The organism is Spiroplasma endosymbiont of Halictus nicosiae (assembly GCF_978018445.1).
Map to the genome: position 1 here is coordinate 1,347,483 of NZ_OZ389573.1, position 18,786 is coordinate 1,366,268.

21 protein-coding genes are annotated in these 18,786 nt (G+C 24.4%); 13 read left to right on the plus strand and 8 right to left on the minus strand.

Features of this window, described 5'->3' with window-relative positions; all coding sequences use genetic code 4:
• The first annotated feature begins 8 nt into the window (after nt 1-8).
• Genes ACZ91P_RS09340 through ACZ91P_RS09370 form a run of 7 tightly spaced genes read left to right on the plus strand, consistent with a single transcriptional unit; the run spans nt 9 to nt 8,680 of the window.
• Nucleotides 9-467, plus strand: a complete 459-nt coding sequence (locus tag ACZ91P_RS09340) for a hypothetical protein (RefSeq protein WP_465155345.1) — start codon at nt 9-11, stop codon at nt 465-467.
• 17 nt (nt 468-484) lie between these two features.
• A complete protein-coding gene (locus tag ACZ91P_RS09345; RefSeq protein ID WP_338992628.1) occupies nt 485-1,711 on the plus strand; it encodes a hypothetical protein in 1,227 nt (408 codons plus the stop codon).
• Between the two features lie 36 nt (nt 1,712-1,747).
• Nucleotides 1,748-3,343, plus strand: a complete 1,596-nt coding sequence (locus tag ACZ91P_RS09350) for a hypothetical protein (protein WP_465155347.1) — start codon at nt 1,748-1,750, stop codon at nt 3,341-3,343.
• A gap of 12 nt (nt 3,344-3,355) precedes the next feature.
• Complete coding sequence (locus tag ACZ91P_RS09355; protein WP_465155349.1) at nt 3,356-4,684, plus strand: hypothetical protein; 1,329 nt, start codon at nt 3,356-3,358, stop codon at nt 4,682-4,684.
• Between the two features lie 15 nt (nt 4,685-4,699).
• Complete coding sequence (locus ACZ91P_RS09360; RefSeq protein ID WP_465155352.1) at nt 4,700-4,969, plus strand: hypothetical protein; 270 nt, start codon at nt 4,700-4,702, stop codon at nt 4,967-4,969.
• Nucleotides 4,970-4,982: 13 nt separating this feature from the next.
• Complete coding sequence (locus ACZ91P_RS09365; RefSeq protein ID WP_465155354.1) at nt 4,983-6,236, plus strand: hypothetical protein; 1,254 nt, start codon at nt 4,983-4,985, stop codon at nt 6,234-6,236.
• Nucleotides 6,236-8,680, plus strand: a complete 2,445-nt coding sequence (locus tag ACZ91P_RS09370; protein WP_465155356.1) for a hypothetical protein — start codon at nt 6,236-6,238, stop codon at nt 8,678-8,680. The genes ACZ91P_RS09365 and ACZ91P_RS09370 overlap by 1 nt, the downstream gene beginning before the upstream one ends.
• Before the next feature lie 30 nt (nt 8,681-8,710).
• Here ACZ91P_RS09370 and ACZ91P_RS09375 read toward each other — a convergent pair whose 3' ends face one another.
• On the minus strand, nt 8,711-9,241 hold the full coding sequence (locus tag ACZ91P_RS09375) for a hypothetical protein (protein ID WP_465155358.1): 531 nt from the start codon (nt 9,239-9,241) through the stop codon (nt 8,711-8,713).
• Nucleotides 9,242-9,253: 12 nt separating this feature from the next.
• On the minus strand, nt 9,254-10,150 hold the full coding sequence (locus ACZ91P_RS09380; RefSeq protein WP_465155360.1) for a hypothetical protein: 897 nt from the start codon (nt 10,148-10,150) through the stop codon (nt 9,254-9,256).
• Between the two features lie 418 nt (nt 10,151-10,568).
• Between ACZ91P_RS09380 and ACZ91P_RS09385 the strand changes: the two genes are divergently transcribed.
• The 3 genes from ACZ91P_RS09385 (at nt 10,569) to ACZ91P_RS09395 (ending at nt 12,772) form a co-directional block, all read left to right on the plus strand.
• Nucleotides 10,569-11,546: an IS30 family transposase gene (locus ACZ91P_RS09385; RefSeq protein WP_465155362.1), complete on the plus strand. Its 978-nt coding sequence runs from the start codon at nt 10,569-10,571 to the stop codon at nt 11,544-11,546.
• 291 nt (nt 11,547-11,837) lie between these two features.
• A complete protein-coding gene (locus ACZ91P_RS09390; protein WP_465155364.1) occupies nt 11,838-12,638 on the plus strand; it encodes a UPF0236 family transposase-like protein in 801 nt (266 codons plus the stop codon).
• 8 nt (nt 12,639-12,646) lie between these two features.
• Nucleotides 12,647-12,772 carry a hypothetical protein gene (locus tag ACZ91P_RS09395; RefSeq protein ID WP_465155366.1) on the plus strand — a complete coding sequence of 42 codons (126 nt, stop codon included), beginning with the start codon at nt 12,647-12,649 and terminating at the stop codon, nt 12,770-12,772.
• A gap of 126 nt (nt 12,773-12,898) precedes the next feature.
• On the opposite strand, the gene ACZ91P_RS09400 is transcribed toward ACZ91P_RS09395, so the two are convergent.
• Nucleotides 12,899-13,753: a hypothetical protein gene (locus ACZ91P_RS09400; protein ID WP_465155368.1), complete on the minus strand. Its 855-nt coding sequence runs from the start codon at nt 13,751-13,753 to the stop codon at nt 12,899-12,901.
• A gap of 91 nt (nt 13,754-13,844) precedes the next feature.
• Between ACZ91P_RS09400 and ACZ91P_RS09405 the strand changes: the two genes are divergently transcribed.
• The 3 genes from ACZ91P_RS09405 to ACZ91P_RS09415 are packed head-to-tail and all read left to right on the plus strand — an operon-like array spanning nt 13,845 to nt 15,164.
• Entirely contained in the window at nt 13,845-14,564 is a 720-nt protein-coding gene (locus tag ACZ91P_RS09405) for a UPF0236 family transposase-like protein (RefSeq protein ID WP_465155370.1), read from the plus strand.
• Between the two features lie 43 nt (nt 14,565-14,607).
• The gene (locus ACZ91P_RS09410; protein WP_465155372.1) at nt 14,608-15,033 is read left to right on the plus strand and encodes a hypothetical protein; all 426 of its coding nucleotides are present in this window, start codon (nt 14,608-14,610) and stop codon (nt 15,031-15,033) included.
• A complete protein-coding gene (locus tag ACZ91P_RS09415) occupies nt 15,027-15,164 on the plus strand; it encodes a hypothetical protein (RefSeq protein ID WP_465155374.1) in 138 nt (45 codons plus the stop codon). Before ACZ91P_RS09410 ends, ACZ91P_RS09415 begins: the two co-directional genes overlap by 7 nt.
• A gap of 208 nt (nt 15,165-15,372) precedes the next feature.
• On the opposite strand, the gene ACZ91P_RS09420 is transcribed toward ACZ91P_RS09415, so the two are convergent.
• The 5 genes from ACZ91P_RS09420 to ACZ91P_RS09440 all read right to left on the minus strand — a co-directional run bounded on the left by ACZ91P_RS09420 (nt 15,373) and on the right by ACZ91P_RS09440 (nt 18,646).
• The gene (locus ACZ91P_RS09420; RefSeq protein WP_465155376.1) at nt 15,373-15,753 is read right to left on the minus strand and encodes a transcription antitermination factor NusB; all 381 of its coding nucleotides are present in this window, start codon (nt 15,751-15,753) and stop codon (nt 15,373-15,375) included.
• 175 nt (nt 15,754-15,928) lie between these two features.
• A complete protein-coding gene (locus ACZ91P_RS09425) occupies nt 15,929-16,285 on the minus strand; it encodes a hypothetical protein (RefSeq protein ID WP_465155394.1) in 357 nt (118 codons plus the stop codon).
• Nucleotides 16,286-16,469: 184 nt separating this feature from the next.
• Nucleotides 16,470-16,865 (minus strand): hypothetical protein, encoded by a 396-nt coding sequence (locus tag ACZ91P_RS09430; protein ID WP_465155396.1) that lies wholly within the window; start codon nt 16,863-16,865, stop codon nt 16,470-16,472.
• Between the two features lie 135 nt (nt 16,866-17,000).
• Nucleotides 17,001-17,222 (minus strand): hypothetical protein, encoded by a 222-nt coding sequence (locus tag ACZ91P_RS09435; protein WP_465155398.1) that lies wholly within the window; start codon nt 17,220-17,222, stop codon nt 17,001-17,003.
• Nucleotides 17,213-18,646, minus strand: coding sequence for a hypothetical protein (locus ACZ91P_RS09440; protein ID WP_465155400.1), 1,434 nt, complete (start codon nt 18,644-18,646; stop codon nt 17,213-17,215). The genes ACZ91P_RS09435 and ACZ91P_RS09440 overlap by 10 nt, the downstream gene beginning before the upstream one ends.
• Between the last annotated feature and the right edge of the window lie 140 nt (nt 18,647-18,786).

Here is an 18,786-nt window from a genome sequence, read left to right on the forward strand (position 1 = left end):
GAAAAACAATGGCATTAAAAAATGTAAAATATGTTCTTATTAATGAAAATAGTGAACCTATTAAAAATGAAGATGGTAGTTTAGATATTAAAACTGCTGAAATTATTTTAGAAAATACTGCTGAAGTTGAAGAATTTAATGCAATTAATTTAGAAAATAGTAATCAGCAAATCAACGAACTACAAACAAAAAATACTGAATTAACTTCACAAATTGAACAACAAACAATTCAATTAAAACAAATTGAAGTAATTGACTTTATTAATTCTTTAACTGATAATGAAGATTTTAAAAATGTTTTATTAAAATCTTATGATATTACTGATGATATTGAAATCATTAAAACACAATTGCAAAGTGTTTATGATGAATTAATTAAGGTACAAACAGTTAATACTGGTGGCGTACCAAAAGTAGAAAACAAAGAAAACAATATTTTAGATACAGACAATGTATTTAATAAATAGAAGGAAGGAAGTAAATTATGGCACAAAACCCACAAAGAATTTTCGGAGATATTGCTAATCAAGCAACAAAACGAGATCGAGAAACATTTGAACAATGATATTTACAAACTTATCAACAAAAATTTAGTTGAGAAGCATTATTTGCATGAAAAGATGCAAGTAAATTTAGTTTAGCATATAAAAGAAAGAAAAATATTAAATATAATGAAGGTTCTGGTAAAGATGGGAAAGTATTTAATACTGATGATAAATTATTAAATTATTCAGAAGTAGAATTTGATGATGGAATTGTTGAATTAGATACAATTTTAACTTTTGCTCGTAAATTAGACCCTGTAGAAAGTGATTTTAACCCTAATCTTTGGGCTGCTGATATTGAACAAGCAATGGATACTGAGGTTGCTTATAAACGTAATAAAATTTTAGAAATTATTAATAAAGGAGTAGTTACAACCATTCAAGGCCAAAAAGCAGATGATACTAATGCTTTACAAATTCACGATGAAATTATGGATAAAATATATGAAAATGGATTTACCCCATCAGAAACAGTTGTCTTGGGTTCGGCTGATTTTATTCGTGGAATTCGTAATAAATTACAGTTACAACTTGGAGCAAATGACCAAATAAACAATGTAATTGAAACAAGCGGAGCAATGAAAACTGTTGAAGGAACAACATATTATATGGTTCCTAAAAAATTACCAATTATTAATAAAGATGGTTCAGAAGGAACAATTACTCTATTACCAGATGGTGTTAATGCAATTGCCTTTAAATTTAGTAAAAAATATGACCCTCTTATCTTACGCAAAAAAGACCATACTCCATTAAGAGTTGGTGCAGCTGCATTGGGTACTGGAATGGGTAATACTTTGATTATGGAAAGAGTTTTATATTTAGGTGGGGCAGTAGTTGAACCTAAGGGAATTATTAAACATATTGTTTCAAAAATTGATATTAGTAAAATTAATAAAATAGATAAACCAAATATTCATGTTACAGACCCAACAAAAGCAACAGCCGAACAGTTAAAATCACAATTTAAAGATGTTGTTTTAAAAGCAGTAAAAGCAGTAAATAGTTCTTTAACTGAAAGTGATTTTGATTACTTTATTGAAAGTAAAGGTGAAGACTGACCAATTAATATTACAAATGATAAAACTGTTGAAGTTCAAATTGAAGGTAAAAACAACGCTACTGGTCAAACAAATCCGATTGATGTTAAAATTAAAAATTCTTAATAGTACTAAAAAATAGTACTTTTTCGTTTGATATATATGCCAATTGGAACATCTAAAACAGCCCTTATTTATGCTGTTAAAAAAAATCCAACTAGATTGTCAATCCAACAACAAGAAAAAAATTTTGGTTTACAGTTATTAGAATTTTTAGGAATTCAAGTTTTAGCACTTGGTTTATCAGTTTTAACTGGTGGTATTGCTTCGGCTGTTGGTCTTGGTGCGGGATTATCTAATTTTGCCGCAGCATTTATCTCATTTGGAGTAGAAACAGCAACCGATTTTGCCGTAAATCAAATATACGATAAATTAACATCAGAAGTGACAGTAAAAAGTACTGCCTTAAATTTGCTACCAGCAATTGGTGGTATTGGAAAATTAACGCGTGCTGCTCGCACAACTAGAATTTTAAAATTAGCGAAAGAAACTAAACTACTTGAAAAATTAGGTGTAATAACTGCTAATAATTTAGAAGATGTTGTAAGACAAGTTAGAGGTAAAAAGATTTTATCTGATAAATTAATATTTGATTTTACAAAACAAGCTAATAATGAAACTTTATTATATACAATTGGAAAATTAGCCCGAAATGATTTTTATAATGGTTTTAAAGTTTCTAAATTAGAAACAATTAATAATTTATTAAAAATTGAAAAAAATATTCAAAAAATAAGTCCTACATTAGTTCAAAAAATACCACGCATAAATGAAATAAATGCTAATAAATGATTGTCTGAATATGGATTAAATATTGATAAAATAAGCAAAATTAATACTAATGAGTGATATAACATAATGACTAATCTTCATAAAAAAGGTGTTGGTAAAAACCTAATATTAAATGCTAATTTAATGCGGAGCAGTAAAATATATAATAATAAATTATTAAATATTTTTCATCAAACACCAATTAAATTAAATAAAATTTTAAATCATTTAAACCCAAATTTTTATATTCAAAAAGTAACTAAAAAATTATTAGCCCCAATTGAAAAACAAATAATTACTATTAAACAAAAAGTAATTAGTAAAATTACTGATAAAACTAAAAAAATATTATCTAAATTTGAAACTAAGGCTATTAAAAAAGGTCAATTATTACCTTTTGCTTATGGTTCTGATGTTTTTTTAGCAGTAAAAATTGTTCCATTATCAGTTGCGGGTGAAGTTGCTTTAACAATATATTATAAAAATCCTAAATATGCCCCTATTGTCGTTATGACAACTTTAATCAAAGCAGAACAGTTTGTTTTAGCTCCTGAACCGTTTAAATTCTATATGAACAGTGAATGGTTTATTGGTTGGGGATTTAAAAAAACAAGTTTGTTTAATTTAGTTTCTTTTGCCCCACTTGTTTATCGGCGAGTAGTAAAAGATAGTTTTAAAATATATCGGACAATTGCTAAGATATTAAAAATGCAAGAACAATTTAAAAATAACTTTAATAAATATAAATTGTTAAATACGCTAGAAGATAGTGCGGTTACTAGTTTGTTAGGTAATGGACTAGTATTTCAAGCATATAAACAACTCAGAACAAAACAAGATTTAAACAAAACAATTAAAACAAAAACATTACTAAATAGTAAAAAATTTATATTAAAGAAAATATATTCTAAAAAAAGTAAATGATAAGGAGATGATTAAATGTTAAATGAATTATGACAAAATGTTACTTTGGAAAATTATAATAATTTTATTCCAATGACAGGTAAAATTACACAAGTTCCAGTTCGTTATAATAAGTTTTTTAAAGGTGATGTAGAATTATGATTTAAAACATTTGCTTTAAGAGCCCAAAATATGATTAATTCTTACTTAAACTATCCATTTTCAAAACTAAAGTTTGAAACATTTAAAGATCCATTATTAAAGAAAATTTGTATTAATATGGTGTTTATTACGATTGAGCATTGAACATTTAACCGCATTCCAATTGAATTTTTTACTTCGGCAAATATGAGTGTTGGTGATATTAATTATTCATCGCAAAATGACCCTATGATTACTTGACAAGGTCTATTGCCTACCTATGCAAAATCATTGGCTAATTTAACAACTTTAAAGAAAATGTTTCGTACTTTTCAAGAAGAAGGTATTGATTTAACAACGATTGATTTAGAAGCATATTATACTCAATTAGAAGTTGATGCTTTAATAGAAAAAGAAAAAACTAAGATTGACAATAAAACTATTGTTAAAAATAACAATAATGAAATAAATGTTCCCTTTGATAATGATACTATTTTTTATGATAAAACTAATAAAGTTTGAAAATCTAATACTGCTAATATTATTAATCCAGATTCTATAATGAAAACATTAAATCATAATGATTTTGTTATTACTGAGGGTGGTAATAATAAAGGTAAAATATCTGTAACAAACGGTTACAATGATGAATTAGCAATTGATGATCCAACTAGTGGCGGTGAGTTTGTTAATTATATGAGAACACGACAAATTGGAATTAAATTAATGCCTACTCAAAGTGGTAAAGCGAATGCTTCATTTAATCAAAAAACAGGTGAATTAGAAATTTGAGACCCTTCATTTAAAAATAATGATATAACTGCTAACTTTGAAATTATTAAAAAAAGTACAACATCAGAATTAAAAATAACTGATGACACATTACCAACTACAAAATATATTAATGAACATTATCAAATTAAAAGTAGTGATTGAGAAATTGTAGATATTACTGATTGAACTCCTAATGTTAGTGAATATCAAATAAAAGATTGAGATAAAAATAAATATAAATATAAAGTATGAGTTGATAATCAATTTTTAAATAGTTTTTATTTATCAACTTATAAAGGATTTACAGGAAATATATCAAGTGGAATAACAACTACTGGTAATGAAAATCAAATTGCACAATTAAGAAATAATGGAAAAATTATAATATATTCAAAAAATGCTGCTGCTAAAATGACTAAATTATATATTGAAAGAAAAAAAGTAAGTTAGAAAGGAGATGATTTTATGCCAAAAGTAAATATTAAAGATGTAATTATGTTTTTGAAAATCTTTGGAGTTTCATCATTGTTTTTTATCGCAGGAATTATTATTTGTTTTATAGGAGAAAAAACATTAGGTATTTCTTGACCAGCATATGTTATTGTTTCAGCAATGCTTATTGGAGCAGGAATTATAGTTTTAATTATTGAAACTATTAGATTTATCAAAACTCATAACAAACAACAAAAACAAGATAGTATTGAAGATGTTATTAAAAAAGAAGAAACAAAATAAAGAGGTGTTATAAATGGGATTGTTGCCAGCAAAAAAGAAATTAAAAAAAGAATATGATATTGATAGTTATTATCTTAATTTAGCATCAACGATTACTAATCGTAAAAATGTTACTGTTCAAAAACATAATGAGATTTTAGAAAAAAGAATTTGTGAAGATAATGCTAATTTTTTAAATCCGCGAGATTTAGAAATTAGCATTTATAATCCACTTACTAATCAAAAAATAGATACTAAATTAATTAATAGCTTTTTAAAAATGCAGGACTTTACCAATAAGAATTGATATAACGAATATAAAATTAATAAGAATGGTAAAGGTGCATATTTTATTTTTGCTAATAATTCAAAACTTAATTTTATTACTATTGATTTTTACAATGACCAGTATGATGAATTAGGTAATTTAGTATCTTGCACTTTTGATTATGACCCTTATATTAAAAATGACCAGAGTATTTTTATTACTGAAAAATTAGAGATTGATGCTGTAACTAAACAAGTTAAAGTTATTAGAAAGTTAAAAACACGATTATATAGTACTATTACCGATTTATATATTGATGATGCAAAATGAAATAACTATACAACTTTACAAAGAGAAGAAATATTACCACTTAATTTTATTCCAATTCAAATTATTCCTAATAACCCTAATTTTGAGCATTCTGCTCGTTATGGTAAACAATTTGCTAGTATTTTAGATATTATTGCCGAAAAGATAATGTTAGATCCATTATTAAATAGTGGTAAATTTACTATTAATACTAACGGCGTGACTGGTGTAGTTGACCAAGAAATTAGTAAAATGCTGGCATCATTTATTGAAAATGACTTGTTATTAGTTGAAGGAGACCCTGATAGTAATTTTCAACCAGTAGACTATATTGCGGGTAATTTTAAAGGTGAGCAATTAACTAAAATATATGATTGATTATTAACAAATTACTATAAAATAAATCGCCATCATGTTCCCGCAATCGCTAAGGGAGCCCAACAAACTCAGGCGGAAGTTGCGGGAGTTAATATTCAAACAAACGCATCATACGAACAAATGATATATATTAGAGAAATTAAATTAACTGAATTTATTATTAAGTTAATTAAATATGATAATGCTATTTTAAACAATAGAACATTCAATATTAAAAATATTGACGAGTTAATTGTTGATGTTCGCTTACCAGTAAATGCTACTTTAAACAGACAATTAAAAAACAACGAAACTATTATCAATATACCTAATGAAGAAGGAGAACAAGAATAATGTTAAAACCATCTGAAAAAATGTTAGCACAATTAGCAGAAAATGATGAACCAATTGACTATTCAATTGATAGTATTCCATTAGATTTTGCTAGTCAATCGCAGTACAGCGACCCTGATTTAGAACAATTATTTACTGAAGACCGTGCTAGAACCTTATATATTTATAAAATTAATAATCTTGTTAAGATAAAGCAAAAACCAATCTTAAATTACTCTCAAAATAGCGTTAAAATTGGTTTTATTGATAAAGATGAATATATTAAGATTATTGGTTATGAAATCAGTGATTTTAATTTTAAATTACAAATTCAACAAAATACCACAGTCCAAGATAATAGCACAAGTTATGTAATGATTGATGAAAAAGATATTTTAATTAATGATATTTCAAAACAAGACAAAGAATTTTTAGAATCCTATGACTTAAAAATAGTATCTATTAATGAGCCAATTAGTGAAGATAATAAAAATGAATGTTATATTATTGAAGAATACAAACGACCTTATACACCCGATGGTGTTGATATTATTAAATCTATGCATTTAGTTAAAATAACTGATTTTAAATGGAAAAACCAAAATAGTATTCATTTAGTATTACAAAAATCATTGCCAGAAGATACAGTATTTACTGGAATTGAGATTAAATATCCTAAATCAATGTTATTTGGAAATATTAAATGTTGAGGTAATATTAATGGTGTTTATTCTTATCCTTCATCAATAGTTGAAAATGCTAGTTTAGTACCTTTACTATCAATGCCAATAGAAACCAACCCTAATGTACGAATATTTCAATATTGATTTACGGAAAGTTTTTTGCCATGAAGTATCGCTAAAAACTATATTCAAGGTGCTGATATTTTAGGTTTAATAAATAAAAATGGTTTAGAAAAAGTTTTATTAAATTTTTTAACATATCGTTATAATTATGATCGAAAATTTCAAGGGGCAAAATACGATGAAAAAGGAAATCCTACCAATAAAGCGGCTGAATTACGCCAAAAATTCGAAGGACAAAAACCCGAAGATGTTATTGATGGTCTATTTGAAGAATGAAAATTCAAAAACCCAACTCTTATTAATGATAAAGTTATAAAAATATTTAAACAAATTATTTATATGCTTTCAAATTATACATATAGCAAATATGCAATTAATAAAGGCTATAATGATGATATTAAGTTAATTGCCCCCTATTATTTTGAATTATTATCAATACCTGAACCTGATAAAAAAGATGAAAATTATTGAAAATTTAAAAAATGTATAATTGAGTTAAATTCATTGTATTTTAATTTTTATGGTGGTCCAATTCCACCATCGCCATTAAATTATTGAGAAAAAGTTTATGCAGATGGTAAACCGTTTAATGAAGTTGATAATAAATATTATTTTGTTGTGTGAAAGGGCAAAACAGAATGATATATAACAAAGTTTCTTAATAATGAAAAAATAAATCAACATGGCAGAAAAGTATTAAAAGAAGAAGACGGATATGAGATTGGTTTATATCGTTATAGTAATTTTAAATATGAAGTTGATTTATTTAATTATGAACCATCTAAAATGACAAACTGACCTTGAAGAATTGACAAAGGAACTTATTTTAAATCTGTTTATCGTTGTGAAATAAAGGGTGAACCAAATATACCAAGTATTGACCCAACAACAGGACAAATTATAGAATGAAATTTAAAACATCAGAATAATAACAACAAAAATGATGAAATTAAAGCAATTATAAAAAATAAAGATATTTCAGAAAACTCCATTTATCAATTAGAAGCAAACTATTTTAATTGATTATCCATAACAAATGAATTAGAAACTAATAACATTCCTTCTCTTATTCCGGCAGAAATTAAATTATCAGATGGCGAATATGGTAAGTATTTAACCAATTTAATTGTTTCTAATCAAAAAATAGAAGATTATTTAAATTATTTTTCACAATGATATAAATTGCTTTATTCTAAGGCAGATTGAGGGGGAATAACTAAAAAATTAGTTGTAGATAATATTAAAATAACTTTTGATAAGCATCCAAAACTATTTAATTTAAATGAAATTGAAATATCTGGTATATGGGGTTATGGAAATTATGATATAAATATTTATGTTGATAAATCAAATGAAAAAACTATTGAAGGAAAAGATATAAATTTAAAATTAATTAAAAGTTGTCCTATTGGAACCAAAGTTAGTGGTAAAGATAGAAATACATATCTTCAGTTAATAGAAGATGAAGTCTGATATCTTTGAAAAAATGGTGTTGAAGATGAAAAATCATATTCAAATATTGCGGTTGCTGATTTTTTAAAAAAATCAAATAATATAATATTTTTTTATCCACCCATAAAAGAAGAAATTAATATTAATAATTTAGAATTATTTAATAAAAACAATGAAAAACTATCATTAATTACATTAGAAATATAAAAAGTCATTTATTAAAATGACTTTTTATTATTAATTAACTTTTATATTACCATCATTATTAACAACTAAATCAGGTAAATTTTGTTCATCACCATTTCAACGATAAACAGATTTAAAATAAGTTCCTTTGTCAATTCTTCAAGGTCAGTTTGTCATTTTAGATGGTTCATAATTAAATAAATCAACTTCATATTTAAAATTACTATAACGATATAAACCAATCTCATATCCGTCTTCTTCTTTTAATACTTTTCTGCCATGTTGATTTTTTTTTTCATTATTAAGAAACTTTGTTATATATCATTCTGTTTTGCCCTTTCACACAACAAAATAATATTTATTATCAACTTCATTAAACGGTTTTTCTTGTGGTACCATTCATTCTAAGTTGTTTTTAATTTCTTGGTTATCAGTATTTATTTTGTTTTTTTCTTTTAATTTTGTTAATTCTTCAGTTGTATATTCTTTTTCTTGTGGTGTATTACTATTACAAGCAACTAAACTGGTTGTGCTTGTTACCATTAAGATGGTTGTTACCAAAATACTTAATATCTTTTTCATATTTTAATTCTATTATACTATAGCTGCCATTAGTTCTGGTTCTGCCATTTCTCAAATTGATGAAAAAATACTAATAGCTTTTTCATAAAATAATTGAAAAACATCTTCATGTATTAATAATTCACCGTTTTCTATTTGATTAAATAAAATATTAAAAATTTTTTCCCCCGTAATTGAAATTTCTGTAGTTTGATCTGGAATAAATTCACCTTCACTGTCTCTTCATGGATCTCTAACATAATAAATATCTTCAAGTATATTTTCTTTATTTGGTTTGATTCCAACAATTAATGCAGAATGAGAAGAGTTATTAAATATTCGGCCATAATGTTCTAATTCAAAAAAACCACCAAACATAACAGGAGATTGTCTAGAAAGAGATTCCCATATTAAATATCTTATCCACATTCTTTTTTCTATATCATTTAATCTATTTCAAAATAATCGAGTTAAATCAATTTCCTTTAAATTATATCCCAAACTTTCCTTAATTATCGGGTTTGTGTTAAATAATTCAATTACATTTGATAACGAAACACCCCCATCAATAATGTCTGAAAAAAAACTTATAATTTCTTCTTGTTCCATTTCTTTAAGATCTTTATTATTAAGAATATTATTATCAAATATATTTTTTAAAACTGCAATAACACATCATGCATTAGTTGTTTGAAATTGCATTGGTTTTTTCATGCTAGTTTTTCTTAAATCAATTAACACATCTTCTAATATTGGATATGTTATTTCTTGTCTTTTAACTCTATTTAAATTTTTTAAATTATTTGTTTGTAAATAACTAATATCACTAATTATATTTTCTTCTTTTTGATAAGGACTAGCGGCAATTGTTGTTGGGACAGCAGTTCCACTAATAATTAATACACTTAATAAACTTAAAAGTTTTTTCATTTTGTATAATTTCCTTTCTTTAATCTTGAAACTTTTTATCAAGATCTATTGACATTATATATATATATATATATATATACAAGCGCTTTTAAATATATTTTAGAAAGGAGATGAATTATAATGGTTATTATTTTGATTATATTGTACTAAATCTGGGCTCGCGGAATTTTCATAAGTTTGTGAAAAATGCCTTAAAGTTTAAAAAAACTTTTGCCGCGCTTTTCAAAATACTTGGGAAAAATTCTAAGCGTTAAGCGAAGAATTTTATAAAGGTTCCCAAATTTGTTTGAAAGAACCTCAAAATCTTTTTTAACTTGTAAGTCATTTTATCACAAAAATTTAAGAAAATCAACCGCTCGCCCAAAACCTCAAAAAACTATATAATTAGCTTTGTATATAAAAGAAAGGATTTTTTAAAATGGATAAAACAAAGCATCATTTTACTTTTAAAGAAAGAGTAATGTTAAAAGATTTATTAGAACTTGATTCTTTAAAAAGAAAAAATGGTAAATCGAATATATCTAAAATAGCAAAAATATTGCATAAAAATCGCAATACAATTAGACAAGAAATAAAAAGGTTAAAAGATAATGAATATGACGCTAAATTAGCACACGAAGATTATTTACAAAAACGACAAAAATGTTTTAAAAAATCATCATTATTGCTAAATATTTTAGAATGACTAGATGAAAAATATAACAAATTTCATGATTCACCAGAACAAATCTGTAAAAAATATGAAAAAGAGTTTGGTATTAAATTTCCGGTATGTTTTAAAACTTTATATAAATATATTCATTTGGGATTTTTAAATTTCAAGAAAGATAATTTGTATTTTCATGGTAGAAAATATAAAACAAAAAATAGAATTGATAACCGTGGAAAAATAAGAAATTTTAGAACTATTGAAGAAGCAAAACATGATAAAAATGAATTTGGTTGATTTCAAATGGACACTATGGTTGGTAAAAACAATAGTGTTTGTTTAGTTTTAATCGAAGAATTAACGCAATTTAAAATCATTGAACCATTAAAAGAAAAAACAACAAAAGAAGTTACAAACGCATTAAAACGAATTTTTTCTAACAGATTTTTTAAAGATAGATGCAAAGGAATAATAACAGATCAAGGCAAAGAATTTGCTGATTGAGAAAAAATTGAAAAAATAACAAATGCTAAAGTATATTTTTGTGATGCTGGAACTCCAACACAAAAACCCAAAGTTGAAAGAGCAATTCGTGATTTTAGACATTGATTTTCCAAAGGAATTGATTTAAGTATTTATTCAAGAAATTATTATCAAGAAGTTGCTAATATAATAAACTCTAAACTTAAAAAAACTTTACATTGACTATCTTCAAAAGAAGTTTTTATACAAATGTTTAATTTTTAATATAATTACCTATAAAAATTTTAATCATTTTATTTTTTAGTGTGCCAAAATTCATAAATTTAAAACAAAACTACTAAATTTTTTTAAAATAAATTATATTGAACATTTATTTTATTGATGTTATAATAAAATTAAGTAGAGTGCTACACTTCATAGTACAATTTACAAGTTAAATTAATTTGCTAATAATTAACAATTAAATTATAACACAATAAATAAAAAATAATATCTTTTTTTGCATTTTTATTATTTTTGTGTTAATGTGTAGAACTAAGGAAAGAGGGTAAAAAAATGATAAATATTGATAACAATTTTTTTAAGAATTTTAATAATTTGTTATATATACAAAGTATTGAAATTATTCAACAAAATTTAGAAGATTGTGATGAATGAATTTTTAAAAATTATAAAATTGATGAAACTTTAAAAAAATTTAAAGATTATAAAGTAAAAGAAATAAAACCAAGAACATTAACTATTTTAAATGGGAAAATAACTTTTAAAAGAAGAAAATATTATAAAATTAATCCAGAAACAGGTAAAGAAGAATATATTTTTCCTTTGGATAAACTTTTAGGAATTGAAAAATGACAAAGAATAAATAATTCTGTTAAAGAAAAAATATTATCATTTATTGGCAAGAAAAAAACATATCAAGATATTTTAGATACTATGGAACATGTAAAAATTTGTATAAAAACAATTTCAAATATTATGAAAAATGCAAAAACTGATAAAGAATATTACCTTAATAAAACTGATAAAAAAATAAAGATACCTCATACTTTATATATTCAAATTGATGGGACTTATTTAAAAATGTGAAATGAAAAGAAAAAAGGAAAAGAAAAAATAAAAAAACATAGTATATTTTCAACTGTTCATACTGGTTTTGATAAGGTAAAATCAACGAAAAAAAGACCTGTAATTCAAGATAAATTAGGTGTTATAGAGCTAGATAATATTCCAGAATATATTAAAAAAAATAGTAAATTAACTAATTTTGTTAATAAATTACTTACATTAATTACTGTAAAGGTGTTTTGGTTAAAAAAGCAACTTATCATGAAAAAACTCTTAAAAATAAATTAAATACTAGTATGATGAATTTTAAAAATAAAATTAATTTATTTAATACTAATGAACCATTAGAAGAAAATAGAATTAATTATTCAGTTAATAATTTTGTAAATAATAATTTACAACCAAACTTATATTTTTATTAATTTTATCTAATAAATTAAATAACTTTAATAAACATATATTTTTGTCATTGAAAAATTTAAAAAATGTTAAAATATTGTTGACAATAAAATTAAAAGTAATATAACTTAAATAAGTAAGTGGTATTTTTATTCCACAATTTCTAAGATATTAATTATAATCCTTAAATAATACATACAACCAAAAGTAAATTGATTAGAATATGTTTTATGAAAATATGTTGTTACGTTTATGTATTGTTTTGCTATGTTGTCTCATTCTTGAAATGTCCAATATAATTCTTTTACTGGAATAGGATTATTTAAATTATATTGTTCATTATCATTTTCATCCGTGTATTTTTCATAAGATACTTTTAAACTTTTAGAACGAAACATTGAAACTCTTAAATTATTATATCTTTTATCTAGTTTTTTATCAGTTAAAATTTCTTTTTCTTCAGCATGTATCATTTCATCTGTTCACGCCGATATAATACCACTACCTTTACCAACTTTTCCCATAATTTTATTACCATTAGCATAACCAGCAAAAGCAATGCGAACACCACTAGGAAAAACAATTTCTCCACCTTCTTTAACATTTTTAGGTCAAACAATTCCATTTTCATTGTCGGGCCCTATATCAATCCCATATTTATCATATAAATAATTACATACATTAATTGTATCGCCAAATGTAGTATCTTCATGGCTATTGGCATATCTTCGTAAGATATTAGATGAAGCATCGGTAAAATTACAAGCAAAAAATAATTTTTCGGCTAAATGATTTCATGTTTTATTAGTACCACGACCAGCTGAAACAAATTTAAAAAAACTTGGCGAAGTAAAATATCGGGCATAACTATTACCAACAAAATCTTTAAATACTTCTCAATCAAAACCAAAATTATAGTCACTAAAATTTAAATCATATTTTTTATTTAAATGTTCATAACTAGTAATCCGTTTTTTGTTATTAATTTTAGTAAAGTCTTGCATTTTTAAATAGCCTCCTTTTTTGATAAGATTATGTGAAGTATTAAGTATCATAATTTAAAAAAATTGTTTAATTACGAAAGGAAATTATAAAATGGAATTAAAACAAAATTTATTAGAAGATTATAAAAAAGATAAAATAATAGAAACAAACAATGAAGTTAAAAATTTCTTAATTGAAAGAGATAATGAGATATTTAAATTATATCAACAAGGGGGAATATTACAAGGATATAAGGTTGTATCAAAAATACCAAAAACATTTAAAACAGAATATGGGGATAACACTTTAAAAAGACGAAGATATTTTAAATATGATGAAGAAAAAAATGAATATATAAACCGCTATCCTTTGGATGAAGAATTAGGTTTAAAAAAATACGAAAGAATTGAAAAAAATTTAAAAGATAAATATTTATCTTTTTTGGGTGATGGAAAAAGATATAAAGATATTTTACATACAACAGAGAATGCAAATATTAGTGAAAGAACAATATCTAATATTTTTAAAAATGACGATTTAGAAGAAACTGATTATATTAGTAATAAAAATAACAATAAAATTAAAATTCCAAATAATATTTTATACATTCAAATTGATGGGGCTTTTGAACCTATGAGAGAAAATAAAAAAAGAGTTGAAAATAAAATATTTCTTGCGACTATGCATGTTGGTGTTGATGAAGAAAAGTCAACAAAAACCAGAAAAAAATGAAAAAGAAAAAAGGCGTTTTTCAAATGATGAATAAAAATCATAAGAATAAAAATGACAAATCTAATATTGATAATTTTATTGATAAAATTTTTAAATTAATGGATACTTATGATATTAATGAAGATACTAAAATATTAATATCTTGTGATGGTGAAAAAAAATTAAAAAAATTTACAAAGCAATAAAAGCAATATATAAAAATAATACTGTATCATATAGTTTAGATAAATTTTATTTATCAAATAGATTTAAACAGTTATTCCCAAATCGAAATAGAATCAAAATTCATAAAATAAAATATAAATTAGCAAAAATATATTTCTTTACTGGAAATTATAAATTATTATTAGATTTTTTAATGTGTCATTTGCCTTATGTTATTGATAATAAAAAGAAATTTTTATTAAAAACTATTGAATTAATTAAAAATAATAAAGAAGGAATTGAAAATCAAGCGTTAGAATATAATATTGGTTGTCATGTTGAAGGTGATGTATCACATTATATTAAGGCTATTAAAGGGCGTGGTGCAAAATATATTGTAAAGAAATATTTATCAATATGTTAATTGCTTCTATGTTAAGACTTAATAGTAAAACCAATGAAGAAAAAATTGATAAAAATAATAAAAATAAAGAAAAAATTAAATTTAATATATTTAATTTAAATCAATCTCAAAATCAATTTTTATCTTTATAAAAAAAAAACCTTTTAAAATTAGTAATAACTTTAAAAAGTATTTTTTAGTGTGTCAAAATTCATAATTTTATAAATTATTTCTTCAATTAAAAATTATATTTTTAAAAAAAGTTGAATTTTTTATAAATTTTGTTATCATTTAGTCATAAGCGAAACTTAATTTGTTTCTAATTACTTAATTTTATTAAAAACCTCAAAATAATGTATACTACCCTTGATCTAAGACTGAATTAATGTAACTAAAATCAGTATCTTCGCCATATAATTTTAAAATTTCTAAACTTTCATTAATGACAATTGCCTTTGCTAATTGTTGATAACAAATTTCATAAACTCCATATACTAAAACAGCCTTATGATAATTACTTAAACGAGCAAAATTTCATCCTGGTTTTAAATGTTGATTAATTTTCGCAATAATATCTGATAGATTTGCTAATATTTCCTCAACTTGAATTGTTTCCGTAGAAGTTGTTACCATTTGTGAGAAATCATATGCTTCTTGTTTTGTTGTTAAAACATCATGTTGTAAAACAAAGTGACGATATAACAAATTAATAATATTAATGCGTTCTTGGCGTTTTGACACGTGTCATACTCCTTTAAATATAATAATATAAACAAAATAAACTACTTTTTTGTAACCGATAATTATGGCGATGACTATGCTCGCTTAACAAATGATGTAACATTAAAATTGTTTTATCGGCAAAAAGATCAATCGTTAAATCATCGTTTTTTTCAATATATTTTATTATATCACTTTAATGCATTTCTTGCTGATTAATTATTTGAATATTATTATAAGGCACCAAGTCAGTAACAATAAATGGTTCTTTACTATTAATCACAACCAAATTAATTATAGCAGTACGTAAAAATTGTTTTGCATCAAGTAATTTAACCATCCGATTAATCATAAATTGTTGTGTTACAATTGGCGAAGTAATTAAACCTTTCCTTTGCTCTCACATTGGAGTTGTTAATGTTATTGTTACTGGTTCAGATAATGTTTTGATTTTTAAAAAATAAAGATTTTTTCGCGTTAAAATTAAGCGTGGAAAATAATATGTAATACGGCTAAAATCATCATAAAAAGCAACATTTTTAAAATATCACATATAATTAACAGTCCGAACATATCGTTCAATAATCTTATCAAAGCCATAATATGTTCAGAATATAACTCTTGTTTTCAATTCAACGGTGGTAAACCAAGCTCCTGTCGAATTTTAACTAAATAACGTCATTTTTTAAATGTTAACATCCTATTTTTCCCTTCTTTAAATTAAGTAAAAAAGAAACCTATGGTTTCTTACGATCTCAAAAATGATTAGTTCGTTTTTGATGCGCATATCGATATTGAATTTCATCTTTTTCTGTTAATTTTTCAACTAATTCTTCATTATATCGACGTGCTAAAGCTTCTTGATAATCAAAGATTTTTTCTTGTACCCGAACATGAATCCCATCTACTAGTAATGGAGCTTTAATTTCTGCCAACTTTAAAAATCTAATTTTTTTTGCATGTAAATACAGTAATTTCCCATGTAATTTAGCATTTCTTAATAAAATATATTCCTTTTTATTACATGCTTCTGTAACATTATTTTCAGTATAAACATTATAACTAAGAAAATGATTTTTATCTTGTGCATTACCTGCAAAAAAATTTCATTGGGGTCCATCTGATCAATGCAAATGATTTTTCCATTGCGTAAAAAGTAAAGATGCCCTGTTTTTATATCTCCTATCATTTCTCGTTACCTCCTATCTCCTTAAGGTTTATAAATATTTGGTTAATACTTAACGAGGTGATAATTAATAATTAATACACTATTTTCTATTACATACGTCTTGCATTAGTTTTGCTTGCACTCGTAATGATTCAATTAAAAGTTGTCGATTTTCTTTAACTTCATCGCGAATTCTTAATAACCGTCGGAATTCCTTTTGACGTTTAATAAACTCTTCAAGGTTTTCTTTTGTATCTTTATATTTAAGCACTTGTTTATTTAGCAATTTAATTTCAGCATATTGCTTTTGGTTTAATAGCATAACATGCTTACGTAATAGGGAAATTGATTCACTACGGTTTTTAAAGTTGCATTGCTTAATTCTTCATCATTAGTTTTAATTGCTCGTGATAAGTTAATAGCTCGATTAAAATCAGCTAATTCTTGAGAAATTTGACGATTATATCCTTGTTCATATTGACGTCGAACTTCAAAAAAATATTCCGTCATTTTTTGATCATAAACTAATCGTTCTTCAATATTTGGCCGTTTTGTTTCATCATAACGATGATTATAATTTGTTTTTTTGTAAAGATCTTCATCAAACAATAATTCTTGTTCATCAGTTATTACTTCGTTTGTTTGATTATTAATCGCTTTCTTTGCTTTTGCAGTTTCTCGATCTTTTTTTCTTTGTTTATAATTTAGTTTTGTAGCAAAAGTTGCTTTTAATTGTTCTAATTGCGTTTGCTCTGCATCAGTCAATTTCTGAAAACGACTTTTATTTTCTAATCGTAAAATTAATCGTTCTTCAATTGATAATGGATCTTCTGTTGTCTGAATTATTTTAACTGGCTTTGGTTTTAGCGGAGTAATATCTTTTTCAGCAAATTCATTTAAACTAATTTCAACTGGTGATTGTTTAATTAAACGAACAAGAATTTCATCATCTCCTTTTTCAATTTCAATTTTATCATTTGGATCAACAACAAAATCAACAATTGATAAACCATTCCGTTTAATTTGAGAAATTTGTTGTGCCAAGATTGGTCGTAAATCACGACGAATTGTTGTTACTTCTTCTGTTTCTTTTCGACAAATAATTGTTTTAGGTTTGTCTTCAAACGAGTTTGATAATTCTAATTTATTTTTAACCTGATTAGCATCAAAATGATTTCAGGTTAAGAAAGTAGAAAACTGGTCATTAATATGCTCACTATCTTTTGATGGCGGTTTCATTAAATTTTCTCTTTTAGAATTGGCATTTTTAACAGACATTTTCTTCGGCATACTCGTTTGCTCGGTAGTAATTGTTATTTCTTCTGTTAATGACATTACTGGTGAAAATTGTGGTAAGAAAGGCTTTGATTTTGACTCTGCTTTCTTACTAACTGCTTGTTTTGCTTTATGATTCTTTAATCTTTGCAAAACAGGAATTTCTTTTTCAACCCGATAACTATAATCAATAAATTTACTTTTAGCTCTTTGCTCTTCTCAAGTATTTCTTTTTTTATCCTTTAAACGAATAACACCTGTTTTTTTAGTTCTAACAACTTCGTTAACATATTTTTGTTTTAACGCTTGGTATTCGACACTATTTTCATCTAATTGTCCCAATAAAACCTTGATTGTTGCTGGCGTTAATTTTTTATCCATTAGTTCTGTTGTATCTCGATCAGAATCAATAATGTTTCCATAATTGACACGAGAAGTTACGACAGATTCTGAGTCTTTTTCTTTTGCCATTTTCTATTCCTCTTTTATCTATTTTCTCGTTTTTTGATACTTACATATATTATATAAAATTTTTGCACTTTTTTAAATTTTTTTTACTAAAAACCTTGCTTTTTTTAATAAATTATTTATAATAATATATCTTTTTTAAC